General features: G+C 72.7%; 18 protein-coding genes. 2 read left to right on the forward strand and 16 right to left on the reverse strand.

Annotation, left to right across the window (positions count from 1 at the left end; genetic code table 11):
- Positions 1 to 4: 4 nt before the first annotated feature.
- The 9 genes from ABZZ04_RS35100 to ABZZ04_RS35140 all read right to left on the reverse strand — a co-directional run bounded on the left by ABZZ04_RS35100 (position 5) and on the right by ABZZ04_RS35140 (position 11,441).
- Positions 5 to 1,045 (reverse strand): HAD-IIIC family phosphatase, encoded by a 1,041-nt coding sequence (locus ABZZ04_RS35100; protein ID WP_356936285.1) that lies wholly within the window; start codon positions 1,043 to 1,045, stop codon positions 5 to 7.
- On the reverse strand, positions 1,042 to 2,193 hold the full coding sequence (locus ABZZ04_RS35105) for an acyl-CoA dehydrogenase family protein (RefSeq protein WP_356936286.1): 1,152 nt from the start codon (positions 2,191 to 2,193) through the stop codon (positions 1,042 to 1,044). The genes ABZZ04_RS35100 and ABZZ04_RS35105 overlap by 4 nt, the downstream gene beginning before the upstream one ends.
- A 19-nt stretch (positions 2,194 to 2,212) precedes the next feature.
- A complete protein-coding gene (locus ABZZ04_RS35110) occupies positions 2,213 to 2,467 on the reverse strand; it encodes a phosphopantetheine-binding protein (RefSeq protein WP_148832722.1) in 255 nt (84 codons plus the stop codon).
- Between the two features lie 71 nt (positions 2,468 to 2,538).
- The gene (locus ABZZ04_RS35115) at positions 2,539 to 3,390 is read right to left on the reverse strand and encodes a 3-hydroxyacyl-CoA dehydrogenase family protein (protein WP_356936287.1); all 852 of its coding nucleotides are present in this window, start codon (positions 3,388 to 3,390) and stop codon (positions 2,539 to 2,541) included.
- Positions 3,391 to 3,404: 14 nt separating this feature from the next.
- Positions 3,405 to 5,873 carry an FkbM family methyltransferase gene (locus ABZZ04_RS35120; RefSeq protein WP_356936288.1) on the reverse strand — a complete coding sequence of 823 codons (2,469 nt, stop codon included), beginning with the start codon at positions 5,871 to 5,873 and terminating at the stop codon, positions 3,405 to 3,407.
- 199 nt (positions 5,874 to 6,072) lie between these two features.
- Positions 6,073 to 7,029 carry an aromatase/cyclase gene (locus ABZZ04_RS35125; RefSeq protein WP_356936289.1) on the reverse strand — a complete coding sequence of 319 codons (957 nt, stop codon included), beginning with the start codon at positions 7,027 to 7,029 and terminating at the stop codon, positions 6,073 to 6,075.
- A 24-nt stretch (positions 7,030 to 7,053) separates the two neighbouring features.
- Positions 7,054 to 7,842 (reverse strand): 3-oxoacyl-ACP reductase FabG, encoded by a 789-nt coding sequence (gene fabG, locus ABZZ04_RS35130; protein WP_356936304.1) that lies wholly within the window; start codon positions 7,840 to 7,842, stop codon positions 7,054 to 7,056.
- Complete coding sequence (locus ABZZ04_RS35135) at positions 7,839 to 9,584, reverse strand: FAD-dependent oxidoreductase (RefSeq protein WP_356936290.1); 1,746 nt, start codon at positions 9,582 to 9,584, stop codon at positions 7,839 to 7,841. Before ABZZ04_RS35135 ends, fabG begins: the two co-directional genes overlap by 4 nt.
- Before the next feature lie 78 nt (positions 9,585 to 9,662).
- Entirely contained in the window at positions 9,663 to 11,441 is a 1,779-nt protein-coding gene (locus tag ABZZ04_RS35140; RefSeq protein ID WP_356936291.1) for a class I adenylate-forming enzyme family protein, read from the reverse strand.
- A gap of 152 nt (positions 11,442 to 11,593) precedes the next feature.
- Between ABZZ04_RS35140 and ABZZ04_RS35145 the strand changes: the two genes are divergently transcribed.
- Both ABZZ04_RS35145 and ABZZ04_RS35150 read left to right on the forward strand, forming a co-directional pair.
- Positions 11,594 to 12,079: a nuclear transport factor 2 family protein gene (locus ABZZ04_RS35145; protein WP_356936292.1), complete on the forward strand. Its 486-nt coding sequence runs from the start codon at positions 11,594 to 11,596 to the stop codon at positions 12,077 to 12,079.
- Between the two features lie 301 nt (positions 12,080 to 12,380).
- Positions 12,381 to 12,839 (forward strand): nuclear transport factor 2 family protein, encoded by a 459-nt coding sequence (locus ABZZ04_RS35150; RefSeq protein ID WP_356936293.1) that lies wholly within the window; start codon positions 12,381 to 12,383, stop codon positions 12,837 to 12,839.
- Between the two features lie 30 nt (positions 12,840 to 12,869).
- Here the strand turns inward: ABZZ04_RS35150 and ABZZ04_RS35155 are convergent, their stop codons facing one another.
- From ABZZ04_RS35155 to ABZZ04_RS35185, 7 genes are all read right to left on the reverse strand, one after another.
- The gene (locus tag ABZZ04_RS35155) at positions 12,870 to 13,778 is read right to left on the reverse strand and encodes an MBL fold metallo-hydrolase (RefSeq protein WP_356936294.1); all 909 of its coding nucleotides are present in this window, start codon (positions 13,776 to 13,778) and stop codon (positions 12,870 to 12,872) included.
- Between the two features lie 32 nt (positions 13,779 to 13,810).
- Positions 13,811 to 14,074 carry an acyl carrier protein gene (locus ABZZ04_RS35160; RefSeq protein ID WP_356936295.1) on the reverse strand — a complete coding sequence of 88 codons (264 nt, stop codon included), beginning with the start codon at positions 14,072 to 14,074 and terminating at the stop codon, positions 13,811 to 13,813.
- 146 nt (positions 14,075 to 14,220) lie between these two features.
- Positions 14,221 to 15,477: a ketosynthase chain-length factor gene (locus ABZZ04_RS35165; protein WP_356936296.1), complete on the reverse strand. Its 1,257-nt coding sequence runs from the start codon at positions 15,475 to 15,477 to the stop codon at positions 14,221 to 14,223.
- Entirely contained in the window at positions 15,474 to 16,739 is a 1,266-nt protein-coding gene (locus ABZZ04_RS35170; RefSeq protein ID WP_356936297.1) for a beta-ketoacyl-[acyl-carrier-protein] synthase family protein, read from the reverse strand. The genes ABZZ04_RS35165 and ABZZ04_RS35170 overlap by 4 nt, the downstream gene beginning before the upstream one ends.
- Positions 16,740 to 16,782: 43 nt before the next feature.
- Positions 16,783 to 17,544 carry a thioesterase domain-containing protein gene (locus ABZZ04_RS35175; RefSeq protein ID WP_356936298.1) on the reverse strand — a complete coding sequence of 254 codons (762 nt, stop codon included), beginning with the start codon at positions 17,542 to 17,544 and terminating at the stop codon, positions 16,783 to 16,785.
- Positions 17,545 to 17,573: 29 nt separating this feature from the next.
- Positions 17,574 to 18,395 carry an AfsR/SARP family transcriptional regulator gene (locus ABZZ04_RS35180; RefSeq protein ID WP_356936299.1) on the reverse strand — a complete coding sequence of 274 codons (822 nt, stop codon included), beginning with the start codon at positions 18,393 to 18,395 and terminating at the stop codon, positions 17,574 to 17,576.
- A 169-nt stretch (positions 18,396 to 18,564) separates the two neighbouring features.
- Entirely contained in the window at positions 18,565 to 21,855 is a 3,291-nt protein-coding gene (locus ABZZ04_RS35185; RefSeq protein WP_356936305.1) for a right-handed parallel beta-helix repeat-containing protein, read from the reverse strand.
- Between the last annotated feature and the right edge of the window lie 79 nt (positions 21,856 to 21,934).

The raw sequence follows: 21,934 nt of genomic DNA on the forward strand, positions 1-21,934 counted from the left end.
TGGGTCAGTGCTCGACCGTGACGTCCATGTACGGCGGGAAGCCCTGGATGTGGGTGCCGTCGTGTTCGAGGACGGACACGTCGCCGTTCCTGCCGACCTCGCGGAAGCCGGAGAACTTGTAGGTGACGAACATGGTCCGGTTGCGGTTGGTGGGCACGAACTCGGCGCGCAGTTTGACGCCGGCGTCGTGGGCGCTGCGGATCAGGTGGTTGAGCAGTACGGAGCCGACGCCGCGGGACATGACGCGGCAGGACATCAGCAGCAGCTTCACGGTCCAGGCGTCCTCGCCGCGTTCGACGAGGGCGAGGCCGATCTTGCCGTAGGTGCCGTAGGTGTCCTCCAGTCCGGCCACGAGGAGGTCGTGGTCGGGCGAGCGGCGGAAGGCGTCCAGCTCCTCGTAGGAGTAGGTGTAACCGGTGGCGTTGAGCTGGTTGGTGCGTACGGTCAGTTCCTCGGCGCGCTGGAGGTCGCGTTCCTGGGCGGGCGCGATGGTGAAGCGCATGCCGAGCGAGGCGAGGAAGTCCTCGTCGGTGCCCCGGTGGGCCTGCTCGGCGTCCTTGCGCCGGATGTCGGCCCGGTAGAGGTGGCGGCGCTCGCGGGAGTCGGCGGTGACGAACCGGGGCCGCATCGCGGGCAGTGCGGGGATTTCCGGGGCGTCGAGGGCGTCGATGCACAGCACCTGCGGGTGGGCGAAGCCGACCTCGTCGCGTTCGAAGGGCTGGTCGTCGACGAAGGCCAGGGTGTCGATGCCGATGTTGATGGCCTCGGCGACCGCCTTGACGGAGTCCGACTTGTTGCCCCAGTGGATCTGCGGGTGGAGGAAGTACTCGGCGATGCCGAACTCCTCCAGTTTCGCCATGGCCGCCTCGTGGTCGTTGCGGCTGGCGATCGAGTGGAGGATGCCGCGCTCGTCGAGGGTGCGGAGCACCTCCACGACGGCGGGGCGCAGGGTGACGTCGCCGTCCTCCAGCAGCACCCCGTCCCACACCGTGTTGTCGAGGTCCCACACCACGCACTTGACGGTCGTCAGGGTGGTCGTCGTCATCGGTCACTCCTCGGTCCGCGTTCCTGGAACGCGTACTCGGCGAGCCCCACCTGGTGGAGCTGTGCGCTGCCCTCGATGATCTCCATGACCCTGGAGTCGCCGAGGAGGCGCTGGACGGGGTATTCGGAGCTGCAGCCGTTGGCGCCGTGGATCTGGACGGCGTCCCCCGCGGCGCGGCCGGCGGCGGTGGCGGCGAAGTACTTGGCCGTGGAGGTCGCGGCCAGGGCGCCGGGGTGGCGTTCGTCGCGCAGCCGTCCGGCCTCCAGACACAGCAGCCGGGCGGCGTGCGCGTCCGTGTACATGTTGCTGATCATGCTTCTGACGAGCTGGTGCTCCTTGATGAGGGAGCCGAACTGCTCGCGGGTCGCGGCGTAGTCGACGCTCGCCTCCAGGCAGGCGTCGAGGATGCCGACGCAGCCCCAGCCGACGGTGTAGCGGCCGAGGTCGAGGGCGGCGCCGACCACGTGGGAGACCCCGAGTCCGGGCCTGGCCAGGACGTTGTCCGCCGGTACGCGGCAGCTTCCGAAGCGTACGTGGGAGGTCATCGAGGCCCGGATGCCGATCATGTCCTCGATCAGCTCGGTCCGCAGTCCGGGGGTGTCCCGTTCGACGAGCAGGGCCGTGGGGCCCTCCGGGGAGCGGCCGACGACCAGGAACAGGTCGGCGCTCTCGCCGTACGTGATCCATTTCTTGTGGCCGTCGACCACCCAGTCGTCGCCGTCGCGGACGAGCCGGGTGGTGACTCCCGAGGCGTCGCTGCCCGCGCCCGGTTCGGACACGGCGAGCGCGCCGATGCGTTCGCCGCGGGCCAGCCGGGGCAGCCAGGTCTCCTTCTGGGAGCGGCTGCCCCAGCGGGCGATCGCGTGCGCCACCATCGTGTGGACGGTGAGCAGGCTGCGGAGCGAGGAGCAGGCCCGGCCGAGTTCGCCTGCGAGCAGGCCGAGGGTGACCGCGTCGCAGCCGCCCCCGCCGTACTCCTCGGCGACGGGGAGCCCGAGCAGGCCCTCGTCGGCGAGGAGCCGGACGGCCTCGGGCGGGGTGCGCTGGGTCCGGTGGTATTCGTCCGCGTGCGGGGCGATGTGCCGGTCGGCGAAGGCCCGGAATTCCTTCTGGGCCTGTGCCTGCCGGTCGGTGAGCGCTCCGGTCATCGTCGTGTCCGCTCCCGTCCTACTGCGGGACCGGGACGGACAGCTTGCGGGTGACGAACGCGTCGAGCGCGCCGATGGAGCGGAAGTACTCCAGCTCCAGGTCCTCGTTCTCGACGGTGATGCCGAACTCGTGCTCGACGAAGGAGACCAGCTGCATCGCGAACATCGAGCTGACGAAGCCGAGTTCGAAGATGTCGTCGTCGTCCTTCAGGTCCTGGACCGGGAAGAACCGGGAGAGGTACTCCGCGATCCGGGTCCTGTTGTCCGTGCTCATCTCTTCATCCGTCCTGTTGTCGTGGGGTGCGGCGCCGGGCGGGTGGCCCGGCCGGGCCACCCGGGCGGTTGTCAGTGGTACTTGTGGAATCCCTCGCCGCTCTTCCGTCCCAGCAGGCCGGCGGCGACCATCTTCTTGAGCAGCGGGGCGGGCCGGTACTTGCTGTCGTTGAAGCTCTCGTAGAGCACCTCGACGGACTTGAGGATGGTGTCGAGGCCGATCAGGTCGGCGGTCTCCAGCGGGCCCATCCGGTGGTCGAAGCAGGTCTGGAAGATCCGGTCGACGTCGGCCGCGGGGGCCACGCCGTCCTGGACCAGGAAGGCCGCCTCGTTGATGGTGAGCATGAGGACCCGGTTGGAGACGAAGCCGGGGACGTCCTCGACGACGATGCACTCCTTGCCCATGCCGGCGAGGAAGCGGCGGGCGGTGTCGATGGTCTCCGGCGTGGTGTGGTGGCCGCGGATCACCTCGACCATCGGCTTCATCGGCACCGGGTTCATGAAGTGCATGCCGATGACGCGTTCGGGGCGGGTGGTCACCGAGCCGACGCGGGTGATGGAGATCGCCGAGGTGTTGACGGCGAAGACCACGTCGGGGCGGACGATGCGGTCGATCCGCTCGTACACCTGCTGCTTGATGCCCCAGTCCTCGGTGACGTTCTCGACGACGAAGTCGGCCTTGGCCAGCAGTTCGTAGTCGGTGGTGAACTCGATCTTCTCGAAGACCGCCGCCGGGTCGACGCCCGAGCCCTTGTTGAACAGGGCGTAGGCGCGGAGGCTGTTGCGCAGTTCGCGGCGCGCGTTGTCGAGGACCTCCTCCGAGACGTCGACGAGCACCACCCGGTGACCGGTCTGCGCGAGGTTCTGCGCGACGCCGACGCCCATGACGCCCGCGCCGACGACTCCTGCTGTCGTGAATTCCATGTCCTACGACTCCGTTAGCGTGCGCCGCGTACGGCGTAGATGTTGTGGATGTCCGTGCCGACGTACAGTTCGTCCTGCTCGGCCCTGACCGTGAAGCCGCGGCTCTCCAGCAGCTCGACCAGGCGGCCGACCTCGCCGTCCGCGTCGTGCGCCTCCAGCACCATCTGCTGGATCTTCGGCCAGTCCTCGTCGGCGATGCCGTCGATGACCTGCCGCTCGCTCTTCTGCACGTCGATCTTGATCAGGTCGATGCGCTCGATGCCCTGCTCGCGGATGACGGCGCTGAGCGGGCGCAGCGTGGCGGTGAACTCGATCGCCTCGAAGCGGACGTCGAGCAGCTCGTCGCCGGAGACCAGCTCGGCGACCTCGGCGTCGGCCTCGGTCTTCTGCTGGTTGGCGATGATCGTGCGCAGGTTGTGCTTCTCCTCCTCCTCGTCCGGGTGGAACGAGGACATGCCGGAGCTGCGCGGGTAGAAGGTGAAGTTCGCCTCGGTCTCGGCGTCGGAGATCCCGATGTTGAAGAGCTTGGCGTCGACGCCGTGCTCGGCGACGTTCTGGCCGAGCAGCTCGAACATCGGGGGCGCGGGCTCGAAGGTGAAGACCCGTACGTCCTTCGCCTCGTAGTGGGCGAAGAGGGTGAACAGGCCGATGTTGCCGCCGACGTCGACGACGGTGGCGCCGTCCGGGATGGAGATGCCGTTCTTGGCGTACGTGCGGTGGTCGAAGATGTCCTCGTAGAAGTGGCGGGTCTCCGCCTCGTTCTGGTGGGACACCGTCAGGCCGTTCGGCAGGGTGAAGCGGGCCCGGGAGTTGCCGGTGTGCGAGGAGCCCTCCCGGGTCGCGGTCAGTTCGCCGCCGGCCCGCAGGATGTCGATCGCGGCGGCCATCCGGGTCAGGGTGGCCCACTCGTAGACCTGGCGCAGCGACAGGTCGGTGCCGAAGGTCCGCTTGATGCGCAGGATCAGCCGGGTGGCGAGCAGCGAGTTGCCGCCGATCTCGAAGAAGCTGATGTCGCGCGGGAGCTGCTCGGTCTTCAGCAGCCTGGCCCACAGGCCGTGCAGTTCCTGCTCGGTGGGGGTGGCGGTGTGTGCGTCGTCGGTCAGGGCGGCCGTCGCGGCGCCGTCGGCCACGATGTCCAGTTCGGAGGCGGGGAAGCCGGTCCAGTCGATGTCGGCGCCCGCGAGCCAGAGCCTGCCCAGTGCCTTGAGGGCCACGGCCGAGTCGGAGCGGCTCTCCAGGGGGTGGCGCATGGAGGCGACGACGGTGCCGGCCGTGCTGCCGCGGACCACGGTGGCCATGCTGCTGAGGGTCTGGCCGGGACCGGTCTCCAGCAGCAGGTCGGCGGCGGCGAGGGCGGCCAGCCCGTCGGCGAAGCGGACCGGGCTGACCAGGTGGCGCGCCCAGTAGCCGGGGTCGGTGGCCTCCACGTCGGTGATGGGGCGGCCGGTGACGTTGGAGACGTACGGGATGCGGGGCGGGGTCAGGGTGAAGGTCCGTGCCAGCTCGGTCACCTGCTCGGCGATGGGCTCCATCATCGAGGAGTGGAAGGCGTGCGTGGACTGCACCCGGCGGTGGACGACGTCCTGCCGGCCGAGGTCCTGCTCCAGCGCCTCGACGTCGGCGACCGGTCCGGCCACCACGCAGAACTCGGGGCCGTTGACGGCGGAGAGCGAGAGGCCGGTGCCGAGCAGCGCGCGGACCCGCTCCTCGGGGAGCATCACGGCGAGCATGGCGCCCTGCGGCAGCGCGTCGATGAGCGCGGCGCGGCGGGCCACCAGGGTCAGCGCGTCCGGCAGGGACAGCACCCCGGCGAGGGTGGCCGCGACGTACTCGCCGAGGCTGTAGCCGATCATGATCGAGGGCCGGGCTCCCCAGGACTCCCAGAGCCGGGCCAGGGCGTACTCGATGACGAAGAGGGCCGGCTGGGCGAGGCGGGTGGCGTTGAGCCGGCGCTCGTTCCCGCTCTGCGGGGTCGTGCCGCGGCCGAGCATGCGGCGCAGGTCGACGGCCGGGGCGGTGCGCTCCTCGGGCGTCGGGTCGGGGAAGACGACCTCGCGGATGTCCAGGCCCAGTTCGGGGGCGAGCGCGTCGGCGCAGTCGTCGACGGCGGTCCGGAACACCGGGAAGTCGCGGTACAGGTCGCGGCCCATGTCCAGGTAGTGGTCGCCGAGCCCGGGGAACATGAAGGCGACGGATGCCGCGGCCCCGGCGGGCGCGCCAGCGCCCAGCTCCGTGGCCGCTCCGTCGCCGGCCAGGACCGCGCCGCGGTGCCCGTCCCCGGCGCTGCCGAGGGTGCGGATGCGCACGGGCACGTCCTCACGGGCGGGGGACTCTGCGAGACGGGCCTTGAGCCCGGCGAGTCCGGCGTCGAGGGAAGTGCCGTCGGCACCGGCGACCAGGGCGAGGTGCCACAGCACCGGCCCGTCGGACGGCCGTGCCGTCCGGTCGTGTGTCTCCCCGGCTGTGATGGTGTTGGAGCTCATGCCTCTCCTAGAGGTTTGCGGCCGGCCGGAAAAGGGTCGAGCGCCCACTGCTGCCGCCCCGTTCCCCTCCGAGGAAGTCCGTCGGAGCAACTTTCACGGCGACGGCTAGAGCGGGGCCGGAGCAGCGGTGGACGCTCCACCGTGCCGGGCATTCAGGGTTGTTCCGGTACGAAGGTGCCGGTGTCGGAAGGTGTGCCGGTCACAGCACGCGGATCGCGGACTCCGCGTGGCGTTTGGCCAGGTTCAGGGTGGCCGTGGAGTTGCGGCCGAGGGCCTCGCGGACGTAGCGGCGGGCCTGTGCGAGATCGGCGCCCTCGCCCAGCACTCGTTCGACGGCCTCCTCGCGCAGCACCACGTTGTGCTGCGAGATGACGGTCACGCCGGACTCGTCGGGCAGCACCGACCACTCGCCGGTGTGCGCCTCCATCAGCGCGGGGGTGCGGGTCTGCTTGTAGACGATGCGGCCCGCGTGCGGGAAGCAGATCCGCACCGACTCCGTGGTGTGGGTCGCGCCGTCCGCGGTGCGGGTGTCCATCGCCATGACCTGGACGCCGGGAGCGTCCTCGGTCAGGTCGAGGCGGGCGACGTGCGGCACCAGTTCGGGCCAGTCGCCGACCCGGTACAGGAAGTCGTAGACCAGCTCGGCCGGTCCCTTGACCCGGACCGCGTCCTCGAAGGACAGCACGAGTTCGTCGAGCCGGGTCCAGCGCTCCGCCAGTCGCTTCAACTGCGCCAGTTCGGCGGTCGAGTTGGTGTCGACCGCCCGTTCCGTCCAGGACACGTCCTCGGGCCGGTCGTCGATGACCGTGAAGTCGTGCAGCAGGGTCAGCAGGCTCGTCCCGCCGGGCCGCTCCTGCACGGTCCAGGACCCGTTCATCGACTCGACCGGGGCCTGCGGGTGCTGCTGGCGGAAGTCGATCCGCCGGGCCTCCGGGTCCTGCACGCGTCGCGACAGCCACGACCGCACCTGCCCGTTGGCCACCGCCCACATCCGCAGCCGTTCGTCCCGGCCGTCGAACTCCAGCCGCTCGACGTGCACGTTCGGCGGGAAGAACAGCGGCCACTGGACCGCGTTCGAGATCATTCCGTAGACGACCCCCGCCGGGGCGGCCACCTCGACCGAATGCGTCGTACGGTGTACACGCTCACCGGACACCACAGATCACCTTCCTCATGGTTTTCAGAAATTGCCCAGCCCGCCGCAGACGTTGAGCGCCTGTGCGGTGATCGAGGCGGCGGACTCGGAGACGAGGTAGCCGACCAGTCCGGCGACCTCCTGCGGGGTCGAGTAGCGGCCGAGCGGGATCTTCGCCTCGAACTGCTCCTGCACGTAGTCCTCGGTGGTGTCCCAGGCCGCCGCGTACCCCTGGCGCACCCGTTGGGCCATCGGGGTCTCGACGTAGCCGGGGCAGACCGCGTTGACCGTGACGCCCGACGGGGCCAGCTCCCGGCCCAGTGCCTTGGTGAAGCCGACGACGCCGTGCTTGGAGGCGCTGTACGGGGCGCCGAGCAGCACGCCCTGCTTGCCGGCCGTCGAGGCGATGTTGATGATCCGCCCGCGGGCGTTGCCGGTCAGGCCGCCGTTCTTCAGCACCTCGCGCGTCATCAGGAACACACTGTTGAGGTTGGTGTCGATGACGTCGTACCAGAGCTCGTCCGCGATGTCGGCGGTGACGCCGCCGCCGCTGCGTCCGGCGTTGTTGACCAGTACGTCGATGGGCCCGTACGTCTCGACGGCGGCGTGCACGAGTGCGGCCACGGACTCCCGGGAGCGGACGTCGGCGGCCTGTCCGGCCGCCTCCAGGCCCTCGTCCCGGAGGTCCTCGACGGTCTGCTTGACGTCCTGTTCGGTGCGGGCGCACAGGAACACGCGGTGTCCGGACCGGCCGAGCCGGCGGGCCACCGCCAGTCCTATGCCGCTGGTGGCCCCGGTGATCAGGGCGACGGGGTGGTTGTCGGTCACGGTCAGTGCTCCTTCAGCCGTGGGGCGGGGGCCGGGAGTACGAGTCCCGGTTCGGTCCTGGCCGCGTCGGCGAGCGGCGCGGCGGGGCGCAGCGGGGCGAGCGCCCGGCCCAGGGCGTCCCTGGTCAGTACGGTGGCGCGGGCGGCGGTGTAGCCGTCGGGGCGGGCCAGCAGCCAGCCGCCGGGGGCCAGGCCGAGCGCCGCGCGCAGCCGTCCGTCCGGGTCGGCGAGCGGGGCGGGTCCGTCCGGTCCGGTGCCGCCGACGGTGCGCACCGACAGCCATTCGGAGTACTGGGCGGCGGCCGTGATGGCCACGCCCACGGGGACGTCGCCGGGGCCGGTGCCGCCCGCGGCGAGCAGCAACGACCAGCGGGGGTCGCGCAGTTCGGCGCGCAGTGCGGCGAAGGCCGGGTCGTCGGGGTCGTGGACCGCGGCCCGGGTGACGCGTTCGCCGGGGGCGGGCGCGGGGGTCGGTTCGGGGCCGGCGGCGACGGCGGCGTTGGACAGCGCGGCGGTGCCGGGGACGTGCCGGAAGGTGTCGACGGTGGTCAGGGAGGACTCGCCGTAGTCGATGCGCAGCCCGGACATGCCGCCGAGCACCTTGCGCTGGATGGCCCGGCGCAGCGGGGGCACCTTCCGCACCACGGAGAAGACCACGGGCAGCGCCAGCGGGGCGATCGTGTTCTTCAGCTGGACGAGGAAGGTGGCGGTGCGGGTGGAGCCGAGCAGGGCCCGGCCGATGGGCATCCGCTCCTCGCCGTAGGTGTCGAGGAGTTCCCGGCCGGCGTGGCCCTGCTGGACCATGGCCAGCTTCCAGGCGAGGTTGTACGCCTCCTGGATGCCGGTGTTCATGCCCTGCCCGGAGGCGGGGCTGTGCACGTGGGCGGCGTCCCCGGCGACGAGGACGCGGCCCTCGCGCATCCGTTCCACCATGCGCTGCTGGAAGGTGAAGACCGAGGTCCAGTCGCTCTCGCCGACCCGGACCGGGCGGCCGAGTCCGGCCGACAGCTTCTCGGCCAGCCGCTCCTCGACGGCGCGCGGGTCGGTGTCCCGCCGGGCGGGCGTGGTGTCCAGCAGCCGCCAGTACCCCTCGCGGGCGTAGGGCACCATCATCAGTGCCTGTCCGCCGGTGTGGGTCCAGTAGATGGTGTCGGGCGGCAGGTCCATGTCGACCGGTACGTCGGCGAGCATCCAGGTCTCGCCGGCTCCGCCGACCAGTTCGAGGCCGAGCAGTTTGCGCACGGTGCTGTGGCCGCCGTCGCATCCCACCAGCCAGGACGTCTCGATGTGCTCCTCGGTGCCGTCCGCCTTCTCCAGGGTGGCCCGCACGGTGTCCGCGTCCTGCCGGAAGCCGGTGAGCCGCACTCCCCACTCGATCTCGACGCCCAGCCGGGCGACGGCGGCGCGCAGCACCGCCTCCGTCTCGGTCTGGCCGATGACGAGGGTGTACGGGTAGGAGGTCGGCATCGTGGCGTAGTCGGCCTCCAGCCGCACCAGTCGGCGTCCCTCGGCGTACATGGTGAAGGCGCGGTTCTTCCGGCCGCGGCCGAGCATGTCCTCGACGACGCCCATCTGGTCGTACGTCTCCAGGGTGCGCGGGTGCGTGGCCACGGCCCGGCTGGTGCGGGCGGGGCCGTGGGCGGCGTCGACGAGCCGCACCCGCAGGCCCCGGCGGGCCAGTTCGTGCGCTGCGGTCAGCCCGACGGGGCCGGCGCCCGCGACGAGCACATCGGGTCGGTCGGTGCTCATGCGTTCTCCGTGAGTGGTCAGGCGGCCCGGGAGGGCCGGGGCGGTCGTTCGGGCGGCGGCTCGGTGCGGTCGTTCCGTTCAGGCGGCGGGTGCGGCGGCGCGGACGGCCGGTGCGGGCGGTGCGGTTGTCCGGGCAGCCGGTGCGGGCGGTGCGGTTGTCCGGGCAGCCGGTGCGGGCGGTGCGGCCGGTGGGGTCGGTGGGGTCGTCCGGGCGGCGGCCCGGGCCTTCAACTGCTGGCGCAGGGAGCGCCGTTCGGGTTTTCCGGTGGGGGTGCGGGGCACCGCCTCCAGTACCTCGGCCAGGCGGATGCGTTCGAAGTCCGCGAGCCGTTCGTTGGCCCGTGCGGTGATCGCTTCGAGGACGTCGGCGGGGGTCGCGGGGTGTTCCCCGTCCGCTCCGGGTCCGGTGTGCGGTACGGGTCCGGTGTGCGGTACGGGTTCGGTGTGCGGTACGGGTTCGGGGGCGTCCCGCAGCACGATGCCGGCCCAGACCAGGCCGCCGTGCACGTCGTCGGGCCAGTCGGCGACGATGCAGTCGGCGACCCTCGGGTCCTCGCCGATGACCTGCTCGACGCGGCTCGGCGAGACGATCTCGTTGTCGTGCTTGAAGATGTCGGAGAGCCGGTCGACCAGGCGCAGCGAGCCGTCGTCGTCGAGGTAGCCGACGTCCCCGGTGGAGAACCAGCCGTCCTCGTCGATCCGGGACGGGTGGCTCTCGTCGAGGTATCCGGCCATCAACTGCGGTCCTCTGACCTGGACTTCACCGGTGGACCAGATCTCGACCGGGGCGCGGGAGTCCACGTCGACGAGGCGGCACTCGGTGCCCGGGACGGGCTCGCCGACCTCGCCCGGCCGGTAGCGGTCGGGCCGCTGGCAGTGGGTGAGCGGGGAGAGCTCGGCCATGCCGTAGCCCTGGATGACGGGGACGCCGAGCCGGTCGCGCAGGATGCGCGCCGCCCCGGGCCGCAGCCCGGAGCCGCCGGAGAGCACGGCCGTGAGCCGGCCGCCGGCGGGGGCGGGCCGGGCGGCGGCGAGGCGTTCGTCGGCGGCGAGGCGGTGCAGCCGGGCGGGCAGCCCGTAGTAGTGGGTGGCGCCGGCCGCGGCAGCCGCGGCGAGCGAGGCGAACGGGTCCGGGTACTGGCACAGGACCTGGCAGGCCCCCGCGTACACCGCCGAGTTGAGGTGCATGACGTGGTGGAGCGGCAGGTGGTTGAGGGCGACCGAGGCGCAGTCCAGGCGGTGGGCCAGGGCGGTCTGCTTCGCGTTGGCGACCAGGTTGCGATGGGTGAGCAGGACGCCCTTGGGGCGGCCGGTGGTGCCGGTGGTGAACTGGACGCAGGCGATCGACGCCGGGTCGGACGGGCCCCCGTCGGGGGTGTCCGGTGCCGTCTCCAGGGCCGGGTGCAGCGGCACCGCGTCGCCGGGCGTCACCCCGTCCGGGGCGTCGGTCACCACGATCGTGCGGAGCAGGGGCAGCGCGCCGCGCAGCTTGGTGAGCAGTTCTGCCGTGGCCGCGGGGACGAACACCACTTCCACCCCGGCGGTGGCCAGGACGTGCCGCAGCCCCTCCGCCCCGACCAGCGGATTGACCAGGACGGCGGTGGCGCCGCTGCGGATCGTGCCGTAGTAGGCGGCGGCGAAGACCGGGTCGAGGACGTTGGCGACGCCGGTGCGCACCCCGCGCCGGTTCCCGTTCTCCCGCTGCAGCCAGGCGGCGACGCGGTCGGCCAGCGCGTCCAGTTCGCCGAACCCGATGTCCGTGTCCGCGGTCCGCACGGCGATGCCGTCGGGGTCGCGCACGGCCGCCCGGCGCAGCAGGGCGTCCAGCGGAAGGTCCGGAAAGGCGAGGTTCGTCATGGCTCGTTCTCCTCCGGCCGGTCGGTACGCGGCTGCCGTTCGGCATCCTGCGGGCGCTTACACGTTCGACCGGGGCGCTTGAGGAATCTTCGAAGAGCGCTCGATCTGCGCCGCAGAGAGTGTCCGCATCCGATGGAACGGAGGACGGTCACATGACCACCGAGATGCTCAGCCGCACCGACACCGCCTTCGCGGTGCCCGACGGGGTACGTGCCCCCGAGGAGGACTTCGGCGTCCTGTACGCGCGGATCCAGCAGTTCTACTCGCACCAGATGCAGCTCTTCGACTCGCACGAGGCCGAGCGCTGGGCGGGAACCTTCACGGAGGACGCCGTCTTCGACGTGCCGACCCTGGACGAGCCGGTGCGCGGACGGGCCGCCCTGGCGGCGAACGTGCGGCGCAACGAGGCCCAGCAGGCGCGCAGCGGGGAGCGGTTCCGGCATTGGATCGGGATGCTCGACCTGAGCCCGCAGCCGGACGGGACGCTGCGCACCCGCTGCTACGCGCTGGTGTACGCGACACCCGACCGGGGCGTGTCGGCGGTGCACCGGGTGTGCGTCATGGAGGACGTGCTCGTCCGCTCGCGCGGCAAGTGGCGCACCCGCCACCGCGTCGTGACCCGTGACGACCTCGACTGAGAGCCTGTCGGGTGACCTTCGATCGGGTAGCGGACGCGGTCTGGTGCGTGCGATTCCAAGGCGCCGGAGTGTCCTCGTAGCGGAGCTACTAGGGCATTTCGGCAACGCTGGAAGCGTGCGTGCCAGGGCGTGGCCGCCCGGTCAGAGGCCACCCGACAGGCTCTGAGGGGCGCCGGGGCCTGCCGGGTGGTTCCCGGCCGGGCGGTCACGCCCGGCACGCACCCCGCCCGACCGGCTCCCCGCAGGAGAACACCCGCACCGGCCGCAGCGGCCGGGCCACCGGAGGACCAGGAGGAACAGGATGACGACGTATGCGACCGAGCCGCGGCTCGGCACCGACCGGACCGCGCTCTACGTGGAGGTGCAGCAGTTCTACGCCCGGCAGGTCCGGCTGCTCGACGACCTGCGGGCGGAGGAGTTCGCCGCGACGTTCACCGCCGACGGGGTGTTCGCGCCGTCGCCCGGCATCCCGCCGGCGCGGGGCCGCGAGGCCATCGCTGCGGAGCTGCGCGCCTCGCACGTACGCCGGTTCGGCACCGAGCCGGTGCGGCGCAGGCACTGGTACAACATGCTGAGCGTGGACCCGGGGCCGGACGGCAGCCTGGTCACGCACTACTACACGCTGGTGATGGTGAGCCGCCCCTGGGACCCGGTACCGGTCGTCTCGCCGAGCAGCGTGGTGGAGGACGTGCTGGTGTACGACGGCGGGGAGCTGCGCACGCGCGAGCGTCGTGTCACCCCCGACCACCAGTCCTTCTGAGGGACGGGGCCGGTCCGTTCCGGCCGTCCGTCAGGCGTGGCAGGCCGGTGTCCCGCCGTGGTGCTCGGACATCTCGCGGAACAGCGCGGGGATGTCCAGCGGATCGCCGGGCGCCGCGCCGCGCTCCTCCGCGTAGGCGCGGTGCAGGTTGGGCACCAGCCGCTCGGCGTCCAGCAGACCGGCGTACGGTCCGGGGCCCGCCTCGCGGGCGACCTGGAGCGGGGTGAGTCCGGCGGCCAGCCCCTCCCGGGCGAGCCGCTGGAGGCGCAGCAGGTATCCCTCGTTGTCGTCGAACAGTTCGGGCCCGCCCACCGGTCCGTGGCCCGGCACGACGGTGCGGGCGCCGAGGGCGCGCAGGGTGCGCAGCGCCTCCAGGGAGCCGGAGACCGAGCCCATCGGGCAGAACGGGGTGGCGCCCGACATGACCAGGTCACCGGTGAACACCACCCGCTGCTCCGGCAGCCACACGACGGTGTCGCCGGTGGTGTGCGCGATCCCCGGGTGGATCAGTTCGGCCCGCAGCGTGCCGACGTGCACCGTCATGCGGTCGCGGTACGTGACCTGCGGGGGCACGACCTCCAGGTCGCCCCAGCACACGTCGGGCCAGAGCCCGGCCATGTGCAGTCCGGCCGCCTCGATGTCGGCGCGCGCCCGCTCGTGGCCGATGACGACGGCCTCGGGGAAGACGAAGTTGCCGAAGGTGTGGTCGCCGTGGAAGTGGGTGTTGACCAGCAGGCGCGGCGGGGCGCCCGCCGCCCGCAGCGCCTGCGCGCGCAGGTGCCGGGCCCGTGCCTCGGTGGCGACGGTGTCGACGAGGAGCGGACCCCCGGTGCCGTCGCCGACGAGCAGTCCGGCGTTGTTCAGGCACCAGCCGCCGTCGGGCTGGACGTGGCCGAGGACGCCGTCGGCGATCTCGGTGAGTCCGGGGGTCGATGACATGGTCGGCTCCTCGACGGGTTCGTGACGGTACGTCAGGCAGCGGCCCGTGCGGACAGCGCACGGTTGACCAGGTCGAGGTACTGGCGCGGGGTCTCCGCGTCCTCCAGCACCTCCTCGTCCAGCATCACCTCGTAGTCGCGCTCGATGATGCCGGTGACCTGAAGCAGGGCGAGCGAGTCGTAGCCCAGGTCGAGGAAGAGGGTGTCGAGGACGTCGCCGTCCAGGTCGACGCCCTCGCCCTCGCCCGCGCAGGTGCGCAGCAGGGCGGTCAGTTCGGTGAGCTCCAGCCGGTCCACAGAAGTGCCTTTCTCCTCGGTCGGGGGTCGGTGTGCGACCCGGTCGGGGTCGGTGCGCGGTGCGGGCGCGGATCGGTGCGTGAGTCGTACGCGTGCCGGTGCGCGAGCCGGGTGGCCGCCCGGTCGGGGGCCACCCGGTCCGGTTCTCAGCGTGCGGCGCGCACCACGGTGGCCGCGTTGAATCCGCCGCGGCCGCGGGCCAGTACCAGCGCGGTCCGCAGTTCGGCCCGGCGCGGCGCACCGGTCACCAGGTCGACGGGGCAGTCCTCGGCGGGTCGCGCGGTGCCGGTCGTCGGCGGGATCACCTGATCGCGCAGGGCGAGCAGGGCGGCCGCCAGGTCCAGGGCGGAACCACCCGCCGAGAGCCGGCCCGCCATCGACTTGGGCGCGGTGACCGGCACCCCGTACGGGCCGAACAGCTCGGCCAGCGCCCGGGCCTCGGCCCGGTCGGCGTCCCGTTCGCCCGCCGCGTCGGCGAACACCACGTCGATCCCGCCGGGGGTGACCCCGGCGTCCGCCAGGGCCAGTTCGGCGGCGGCCCGCAACCGGGGCTCCCCGGTGCCGGGCGCCGGGTCGAACGTGGCGGCGCAGCCCGCGACCGTGCCGTGGACCGTGGCGCCCCGGCTCCGGGCGGCGTCCCCGTCCTCCAGGACGAACAGCGCACCGCCCTCGCCGATGACATGGCCCGACGCGTCGGCGTCGAACGGCAGGTAGGCCCGGTCCGGGTCGTCGCCCGTGCTCAGTCCGCCGCCGGCCAGGTACGCCGTCCAGCCCCAGGGGCACAGCGCCGAGTCGACGCCGCCGGTGACCACGGCCCGGACGCCCTTGCGCAGCTGGCGGCGGGCCTGGGCGACGGCGTCGAGGCCGCCCGCCTGCTCGGAGACGACGACCCCGCTGGGGCCGCGCAGCTTGTGCCGGATGGAGATCTGGCCGGAGTTCGCGGCGTAGAACCAGGCGAAGGACTGGTAGGCGCCGACGTGCCGGCTGCCCTTGCTCCACAGCGCCTGGAGCTCGTGCTGCCCGAACTCGAAGCCGCCGGTGGCGTTGGCGGTGACGGTGCCGACCGCGTAGTCGGGCAGCCGTTCCGGGTCGAGGTCCGCGTCGTCCAGCGCCTGAGCGGCGGCGGCGAGCGAGAGCCGGGTCACCCGGTCGGTCTGCGGGAGCAGCCGGCTCGCCACGTGGTCCTCGTCGACGAACCCGGTGACCTCCCCGGCGAGCCGGGCGGGGTAGCCGGAGGCGTCGAAGCGGGTGACGGGCCCGATGGCGTTCTCGCCGCGCAGCACGGCCGCCCACCACTGCTCGGTGCCGACGCCGCCGGGCGCCACGACGCCGATGCCGGTGACGGCCGCCTCCACGCCGCGGACGCCGATCAGTCCCGCCTCCTCGGCGGCCACGGCGGTCATGCCGCCACCCCCGTGTGCCGGTTGGTCAGCACCATCGCGCTCTGGAAGCCGCCGAAGCCGCTGCCGACGCTGAGCACCGTGTCGGTGCGCTGTCGACGGGCGACGAGCGGGGTGTAGTCGAGGTCGCAGGCGGGGTCCTGGTCGTGCAGATTGGCCGTGGGCGGCACGGTGTCGTGCTCGATGGCCAGGGCGCTGGCGGCGATCTCCAGGGAGCCGATCGCGCCCAGCGAGTGGCCGATCATCGACTTGATGGAGCTGACCGGCACCCGGTGGGCGTGCTCGCCCAGGCTGCGCTTGAACGCCGCCGTCTCGTGCTTGTCGTTCTGCTTGGTGCCCGATCCGTGGGCGTTGACGTAGTCGACGGCCGTGGCGTCCAGGCGCGCCTCGTCCAGGGCGACCCTGATCGCCTCGGCCATCTCGCCGCCGTCCGGGCGCAGCCCCGTCATGTGGTACGCGTTCGAGCGGCTCGCGAAGCCCGCGATCTCCGCGTACACGTGGGCGCCGCGCCGCAGCGCGTGCCCGTGCTCCTCCAGGACGAGCACCGCGCTGCCCTCGCCGAGCACGAAGCCGTTGCGGGTGCGGTCGAAGGGGCGGGAGGCGGTCTCCGGTTCGTCGTTGCGCGCGGACGTGGCGCGGATCGCGTCGAAGGACGCCAGGGTGATCGGGGTGACCGGTGCCTCCGACGCGCCCGCCACCATCACGTCGGCGCTGCCCTCGCGGATGAGTTCGGCGGCGTGGCCGAGCGAGTCCAGGCCGGAGGTGCAGCCGGTGGAGACGACCGCGACGGGCCCCTGCGCGCCGATGTCGCGCGCCACCTCGACGGCGAGGGAGCTGGGCACGAGGTAGTCGGCGAGCCGTTCCTCGGCCCTGGTGTGGTCCAGGAGCCAGTGGCCGCCGCGCTCGCTGACGTGCGCGTAGCTCTCGTCGAGCCCGGTGCTGCACCCGACGGCGCTGCCCAGGGTGACCCCGGTGCGCTCCGCGCCGTCGGCCGGGGTCAGGCCGCTGTCGGCGACCGCCTCGCGGGCGGCGACCAGCGCGAACTGGGCCGCGCGGTCCAGCCGGCGCGCCTCCCGCGGGTCGAAGCCGTGCTCGGCCGGGTCGAAGTCGACCTCGGCCGCGATCTGCGAGCGGAACGAGGATGCGTCGAAGAGGGTGATGCGGCGGGTCGCGGTGCGGCCCTCCGTCAGCAGTGACCAGAATGCCCTGGTGCCCACCCCGCCGGGTGCGACCACCCCTATCCCGGTGATGACGACGCGTCTCATCGGCTGTCCCTCATGGTGTGTGTCCTCCTGTGGTGGGCGGCGGTCAGCCGCGGGCCGCGACCGCGGCGGGGGCCGGTGCGGTGCGCCGTACGACACGGCAGGCCCGCCCGAGCAGGCGCGGCAGTTCCCGGCCGCGTACGAAGAAGTGGTCGCCGGGCACGGTCCGGGTCACCACCCGTCCCGTGGTCCAGCGCCGCCAGCCCGCCATCACGTCCGGCCGGGCCAGCGGGTCGTCCGTCCCGGCGACGACCAGCACCGGCACGGACAGCGGTGCGCCCCCGACCGGTTCGCGGGCCGCGGTCCGCAGGTCGTCGGCGAGCGCCAGGTCGTCGCGCAGCACCGGCAGCACGGCCCGGTGCCAGAACCCGCCGGGTTCGGCCCCCTCCGGGAGGGCGTTGACCTCGCCGAGCAGTTTCAGCAGGTGCTCGTCCGGTTCCCCGGCGGAGTCCGAGAGTTCGGAAGCGGAGTCGGGCGGCGGGCAGGCCCCGACGGCGAGCAGCGCGGGGCCCGGCAGTCCGGCCTCGTGCAGGGCCCGGGTGACGGTGTAGGCGATCATCGCGCCGAGGCTGTGCCCGTACAGCACGTACGGGACGTCCGGTGCCGGGGCGAAGGTGCCCATCACATCGGCCAGCAGAGCCTCGCGCCCGGTGATCCGGGGTTCGCGGCGCCTGGCCTCGCGCCCCGGCAGCAGCCTGGGCACCGGTTCGACACCGGGGCCAAGGTCGCGGGGCCAGCCGTAGAAGGAAGAGACGCCTGCTCCGGCGTGTGCGAAGCAGTGGAGCGGTACGGGCTGTTCGTCGGGCATCCGCTGTGCCTCCCTCGTGGGCGGGTTCGTCAGGCCGCGTACAGATCGAAGGTGGAGCCGCGACGCGGTCCGCAGATGACGTCCAGCGCCGGGTCGACGGTGAGCATCGCCTGGTGCAGCCGCTGGAGCTGCGGCGAGGGCTCCACGCCCAGTTCCTCGATGAGCCGGGTCCGCAGCCTGCGGTAGACGTCCAGCGCGGTGGCCTGGCGTCCGGAGCGGTACAGCGCCACCATCGCCTGCGAGTGCAGCCCCTCGTGCTGGGGGTGACGGGCGATCAGATCGGTCAGCTCGGCGAGGAGTTCGCTGTGCCGGCCGAGCCGGAGGTCGGCGTCGATGCGCCGCTCGATGGTCACCAGCCGGCTCTCCTCCAGCCGCAGGACCTCTATCTCCAGGATCGAGCCGACCCGTACGTCCACGAGCGCCGTTCCCTGCCACATCGCGAGTGCCTCGCGATACAGCTTCCCGGCCTGCACGTCCTCGCCCGCGTCGAAGGCGCTCTGTCCCGCCGTCACCAGTCGCTCGTAGCGGTGCACGTCCACGGACTCCGGCGGGATCTGCAGCAGGTACCCGCCGTGCCGGGTGGCCAGCACCTCCTTTGCGGTGCCGGGTGCGTCGGGCCCCATCGCGGTGCCCAGCCTGCGACGCAGCTGCAGGATGTACGTCTGCAGCGTGGTCATGGCGCTCTGGGGCAGGTTGGTGCCCCAGATCTCCTCCATGAGCGTGGGCACGGGCATGACCCGGCCCGGATAGAAGGAGAGCAGCGCCAGGATCTGGCGCGGCTTTCCCGCGGTCGGAACGATCGACACTCCGTTGACGTCGGCGCTCAGTGGACCCAGAACCTGAATCTCCACGATTTCCTCCCCGCTGCCCGGTCGATTCCCCCGAGCTCGAAGCCGTCGGCGTTCCGCACGCTAGCCCCGTTCGCCCCGCACGCCCCCGTACCTCGACCTGGGTTCGAGCGGCCTTCCAACGGGACGCTGGCGGGACCTCCGGTTCGCGGCGCGCCGACCGGCCCCGCCGTCAGCGGTCGGAGAGGTCCTCGGGGAGCAGGAGTCGCAGGTCGTCCATGCTGGGGACGGGGACCGCGCTCAGCCGTCCCGCCTGGCGGGTCATCATCCGTTCCAGGGTCTGCCGCGCGAGCCGCGCGTTGCCGAAGCCGGCGTCCCTGGGGATGGTGTCGAAGTGTTCCCGCAGGGCGTTCGCGGTGCCGGGCGCGCACTCGTAGCCGTTCTCGGCCGCGTGCCGGCGGACGATGGTGACCAGTTCCTCCGAGGAGTAGTCGGGGAACGCGATGTGCCGGGGGAAGCGCGAGGCCAGTCCGGGGTTGGAGCCCAGGAAGCGGTTCATCTCGTCGGTGTAGCCCGCGACGATCACGACCACCTCGTCCCGGTGGTCCTCCATCAGCTTCAGCAGGGTGTCCACCGCCTCCTGCCCGAAGTCCGCGGCCCCGGCCGAGCGGGGGGTCAGGGTGTACGCCTCGTCGATGAACAGGACGCCGCCCAGGGCCCGTTCGAAGGCCTCCCGGGTCAGTTGCGCCGTGTGTCCGACCCAGCGGCCCACCAGGTCGGCGCGCGAGACCTCGACGAGCTGGCCGCGCGGCAGCACGCCCAGGGAGGCCAGCAGTTCGCCGTACAGCCGGGCCACCGTCGTCTTGCCGGTGCCGGGCGGGCCCGCGAAGACCAGGTGGTTGCCGATCCGGGGCGCGGGCAGTCCGGCCTCCTTCCTGCGCCGTGCGGTGGCGAGCAGGTTGACCAGGTCGCCGACCTCGCGCTTCACGTCCGTGAGGCCCACCAGGGACTCCAGCCGCAGCAGTGGGGCCTCGTCCTGCCCGGCGTCCGGCGTGCCGCCCTCCGGGAGGCCCACGTCCGGTGCGGTCAGCAGGGCCAGGTCCCGTTCCCCGGCCTCCGGCAGGGCGGCCAGGCGGGACGCCTGCCGGTCCACCATCTCCTCGAAGACCTTGCGGGCGGTGCGGCCGTTGCCGAAGCCCGCGTCACGGGGGATCCGGTCGAAGCGGGTGCGCAGCGCGGTACGGGCCGCCGGGTCCAGTTCGTAGTGATGGCCGGTGCACATCCGCTCCACGATCGTGACCAGTTCGTCCGAGGTGTAGTCGGTGAACTCGACGCTGCGGGTGAAGCGGGAGGCGAGTCCCGGGTTGGACGCCAGGAACTCCGTCATCTCCTTCGGGTAGCCGGCCGCCACGACCACCACGTCGTCGCGGTGGTCCTCCATCAGCTTGACCAGGGTGTCGATCGCCTCGCGCCCGAAGTCGGCGCCGCCCCCGCCGCCGTCGGAGAGCAGGGTGTACGCCTCGTCGACGAACAGGACGCCGCCGAGCGCCTTGTTGAAGGTCTCGGTGGTCTTGATGGCCGTCCCGCCGATGATCTGCGCCACCAGGTCGGCGCGCGACACCTCCACCAGGTGCCCGGAGCGCAGTACGCCCAGCGACGCGAGGATGGAGCCGTAGAGCCGGGCGACGGTGGTCTTTCCGGTGCCGGGCGGGCCGGCGAAGATCAGGTGCCGGCTCATCGGCGGCGCGGGCATGCCGATGCTGGCCCTGCGCTGTGCCATCCGGTTGAGGTTGATCAGCGTCAGGACCTGCTGCTTGACCTCGTCGAGGCCGATCAGCGACTCCAGTTCGGCCACCGGGCCGGAGCCCTCGCGGGGGTCGGCCGCCACCGGGACCGTGCCGCCGGGCAGCCGCCCGTCGTCCGTCGCCTCCCGCTCGCTGCCCCAGGCGTCGGGGGAGCCGTTGTCCGTGCTGGTCAGCCCCTCGACGGCGAGCCGGTCGCCGGGCACCGCCTGGCGCACCCCGCTGCCCCGGTTGCCGCGTACGGTGCAGCCGATCAGCGCCACCGCGTCGGTGCCCTCCACCCGGATGCCGTCGGCGCCCGAACCGGTCGCCTCGCAGGTGTTGAGGGAGGCCCGCGCGCCCTCGGCCACCAGCACGCCGTGCTCGCCGGAGTCGGTCACCGTCGCGCGCACGGCGGCCAGTTCGCCCTCAGCCTCGATGTGCACGCCCGCGCCGCCGGACTTCTCGACCCCGGTGTCGCGCAGGGTGAGCGTGCCGAGCGCGCCGACCTGGACGCCGGCCTCGGCGGAGCCGCTCAGCCGGCCCTTGCCGAAGTACAGGTTGCCGTGGCCCGAGACGTGCACCGCCGAGCGGCCCGACGCCTCGACGACGCTCTCCTCCAGGCGGCCCCGGCCGTCCTTGACGACCTCCACGCCGTGCCCGCCGGCCCCGGTGACGGAGGAGCGCCGCAGCAGCGGGTTGGCGCCGCTGCGGATCACGATGCCGGACCCGCCGCAGCCCTGGACCCGGAGCCGGTCGAACTCGGCGGCCGAGTCCTCGTCGAGCAGCACCCCGATGCCCTTGGCGTCCCGGACGACGGTGTCCGTCAGGACCGGCGAGGAGAAACCGGTGACCCGTACGGCGGGTTCCCCGGCGGCGGTGAACGCGCACTGGTCGAACACGCCGCGGCTGCGTTCGGTGACCAGCAGGCCGTGCCCCTCCGTCCGGTCGGTGCGGCAGCGGGACAGCGTCGCCGAACCGCCCGCGCCCAGCACGAATCCGTGCCCGGTGGTGTCGCTGACGAGGACGTCCTCCAGGACGACCGGTCCGGAGCTGTTGACGAACACCCCGACGGCGGCCTTGTGGATCGTGCCGCGCACCATCCTGACCGAGCTGTCCTCCTCGACGGCGACGCCCGGTTTGCCGGCGGACGATATCGCGCAGTCCTCCAGCAGGACGTGCGCCTGCCCGTTGGCGAGCACACCGTTGCCGTGGGTGTCCCGCAGCCGGCCGGCGCGCACGGTGATGCGGCCCCGCTCGCCGGCCACCACGGCGGACGTCCCGAGGTGTTCGACGACGCAGTCCTCCAGGAAGCTGTCGGCCCCGGAGGTGGACACCACACCGGCGCCCGCCGGGTTGCTGATCCGGCACTGACGCAACGCCAGGGCCCCCTCGTCGCGGGCGAAGAGCGCCGACCAGGACGAGCCGTGGACGTCGCACCGGTCCATCGCGAGCTGTCCGCGCGGCGCGTCGACCACCGGCAGTTCGTCGTCGTGCCCGCGCAGCACCAGGTCCCGGACCATCACGGCGTCCCCGGTGAGCGTCAGCGCCGTACCGCGCCGGGGCGCCAGCTCCACCGTCCCCCGCCCCTCCTCGGCGGTCAGGGTGATCGCGACCGAGATCGTCAGGCGCTCCTCGTACCGGCCCGGGGCGATGCTGACGACGGCGCCGGGACGGGCCCGGACGACGGCCTCCCCGATGGTGCGGTGGTCGCCCGTCCCGTCGGCGGCGACGGTGAGCATCTGGCGTGACACGTTCCTACCTCCCGGCCCCGGCGCCGTGGGTACGGGGCGGGGACACGCGGCATGTGCGGCATGGGAA

This window comes from Streptomyces sp. NPDC006435, from assembly GCF_040612315.1.
Lineage (GTDB): Bacteria > Actinomycetota > Actinomycetes > Streptomycetales > Streptomycetaceae > Streptomyces.

What these genes read in the sequence shown, in the direction of transcription:
- ABZZ04_RS35100 (WP_356936285.1), bottom strand. Translation starts at nt 1,045, where the DNA reads ATGACGACGACCACCCTGACGACCGTCAAGTGCGTGGTGTGGGACCTC.
- ABZZ04_RS35105 (WP_356936286.1), bottom strand. Translation starts at nt 2,193, where the DNA reads ATGACCGGAGCGCTCACCGACCGGCAGGCACAGGCCCAGAAGGAATTC.
- ABZZ04_RS35110 (WP_148832722.1), bottom strand. Translation starts at nt 2,467, where the DNA reads ATGAGCACGGACAACAGGACCCGGATCGCGGAGTACCTCTCCCGGTTC.
- ABZZ04_RS35115 (WP_356936287.1), bottom strand. Translation starts at nt 3,390, where the DNA reads ATGGAATTCACGACAGCAGGAGTCGTCGGCGCGGGCGTCATGGGCGTC.
- ABZZ04_RS35120 (WP_356936288.1), bottom strand. Translation starts at nt 5,873, where the DNA reads ATGAGCTCCAACACCATCACAGCCGGGGAGACACACGACCGGACGGCA.
- ABZZ04_RS35135 (WP_356936290.1), bottom strand. Translation starts at nt 9,584, where the DNA reads ATGAGCACCGACCGACCCGATGTGCTCGTCGCGGGCGCCGGCCCCGTC.
- ABZZ04_RS35140 (WP_356936291.1), bottom strand. Translation starts at nt 11,441, where the DNA reads ATGACGAACCTCGCCTTTCCGGACCTTCCGCTGGACGCCCTGCTGCGC.
- ABZZ04_RS35145 (WP_356936292.1), top strand. Translation starts at nt 11,594, where the DNA reads ATGACCACCGAGATGCTCAGCCGCACCGACACCGCCTTCGCGGTGCCC.
- ABZZ04_RS35150 (WP_356936293.1), top strand. Translation starts at nt 12,381, where the DNA reads ATGACGACGTATGCGACCGAGCCGCGGCTCGGCACCGACCGGACCGCG.
- ABZZ04_RS35155 (WP_356936294.1), bottom strand. Translation starts at nt 13,778, where the DNA reads ATGTCATCGACCCCCGGACTCACCGAGATCGCCGACGGCGTCCTCGGC.
- ABZZ04_RS35165 (WP_356936296.1), bottom strand. Translation starts at nt 15,477, where the DNA reads ATGACCGCCGTGGCCGCCGAGGAGGCGGGACTGATCGGCGTCCGCGGC.
- ABZZ04_RS35170 (WP_356936297.1), bottom strand. Translation starts at nt 16,739, where the DNA reads ATGAGACGCGTCGTCATCACCGGGATAGGGGTGGTCGCACCCGGCGGG.
- ABZZ04_RS35175 (WP_356936298.1), bottom strand. Translation starts at nt 17,544, where the DNA reads ATGCCCGACGAACAGCCCGTACCGCTCCACTGCTTCGCACACGCCGGA.
- ABZZ04_RS35185 (WP_356936305.1), bottom strand. Translation starts at nt 21,855, where the DNA reads ATGCTCACCGTCGCCGCCGACGGGACGGGCGACCACCGCACCATCGGG.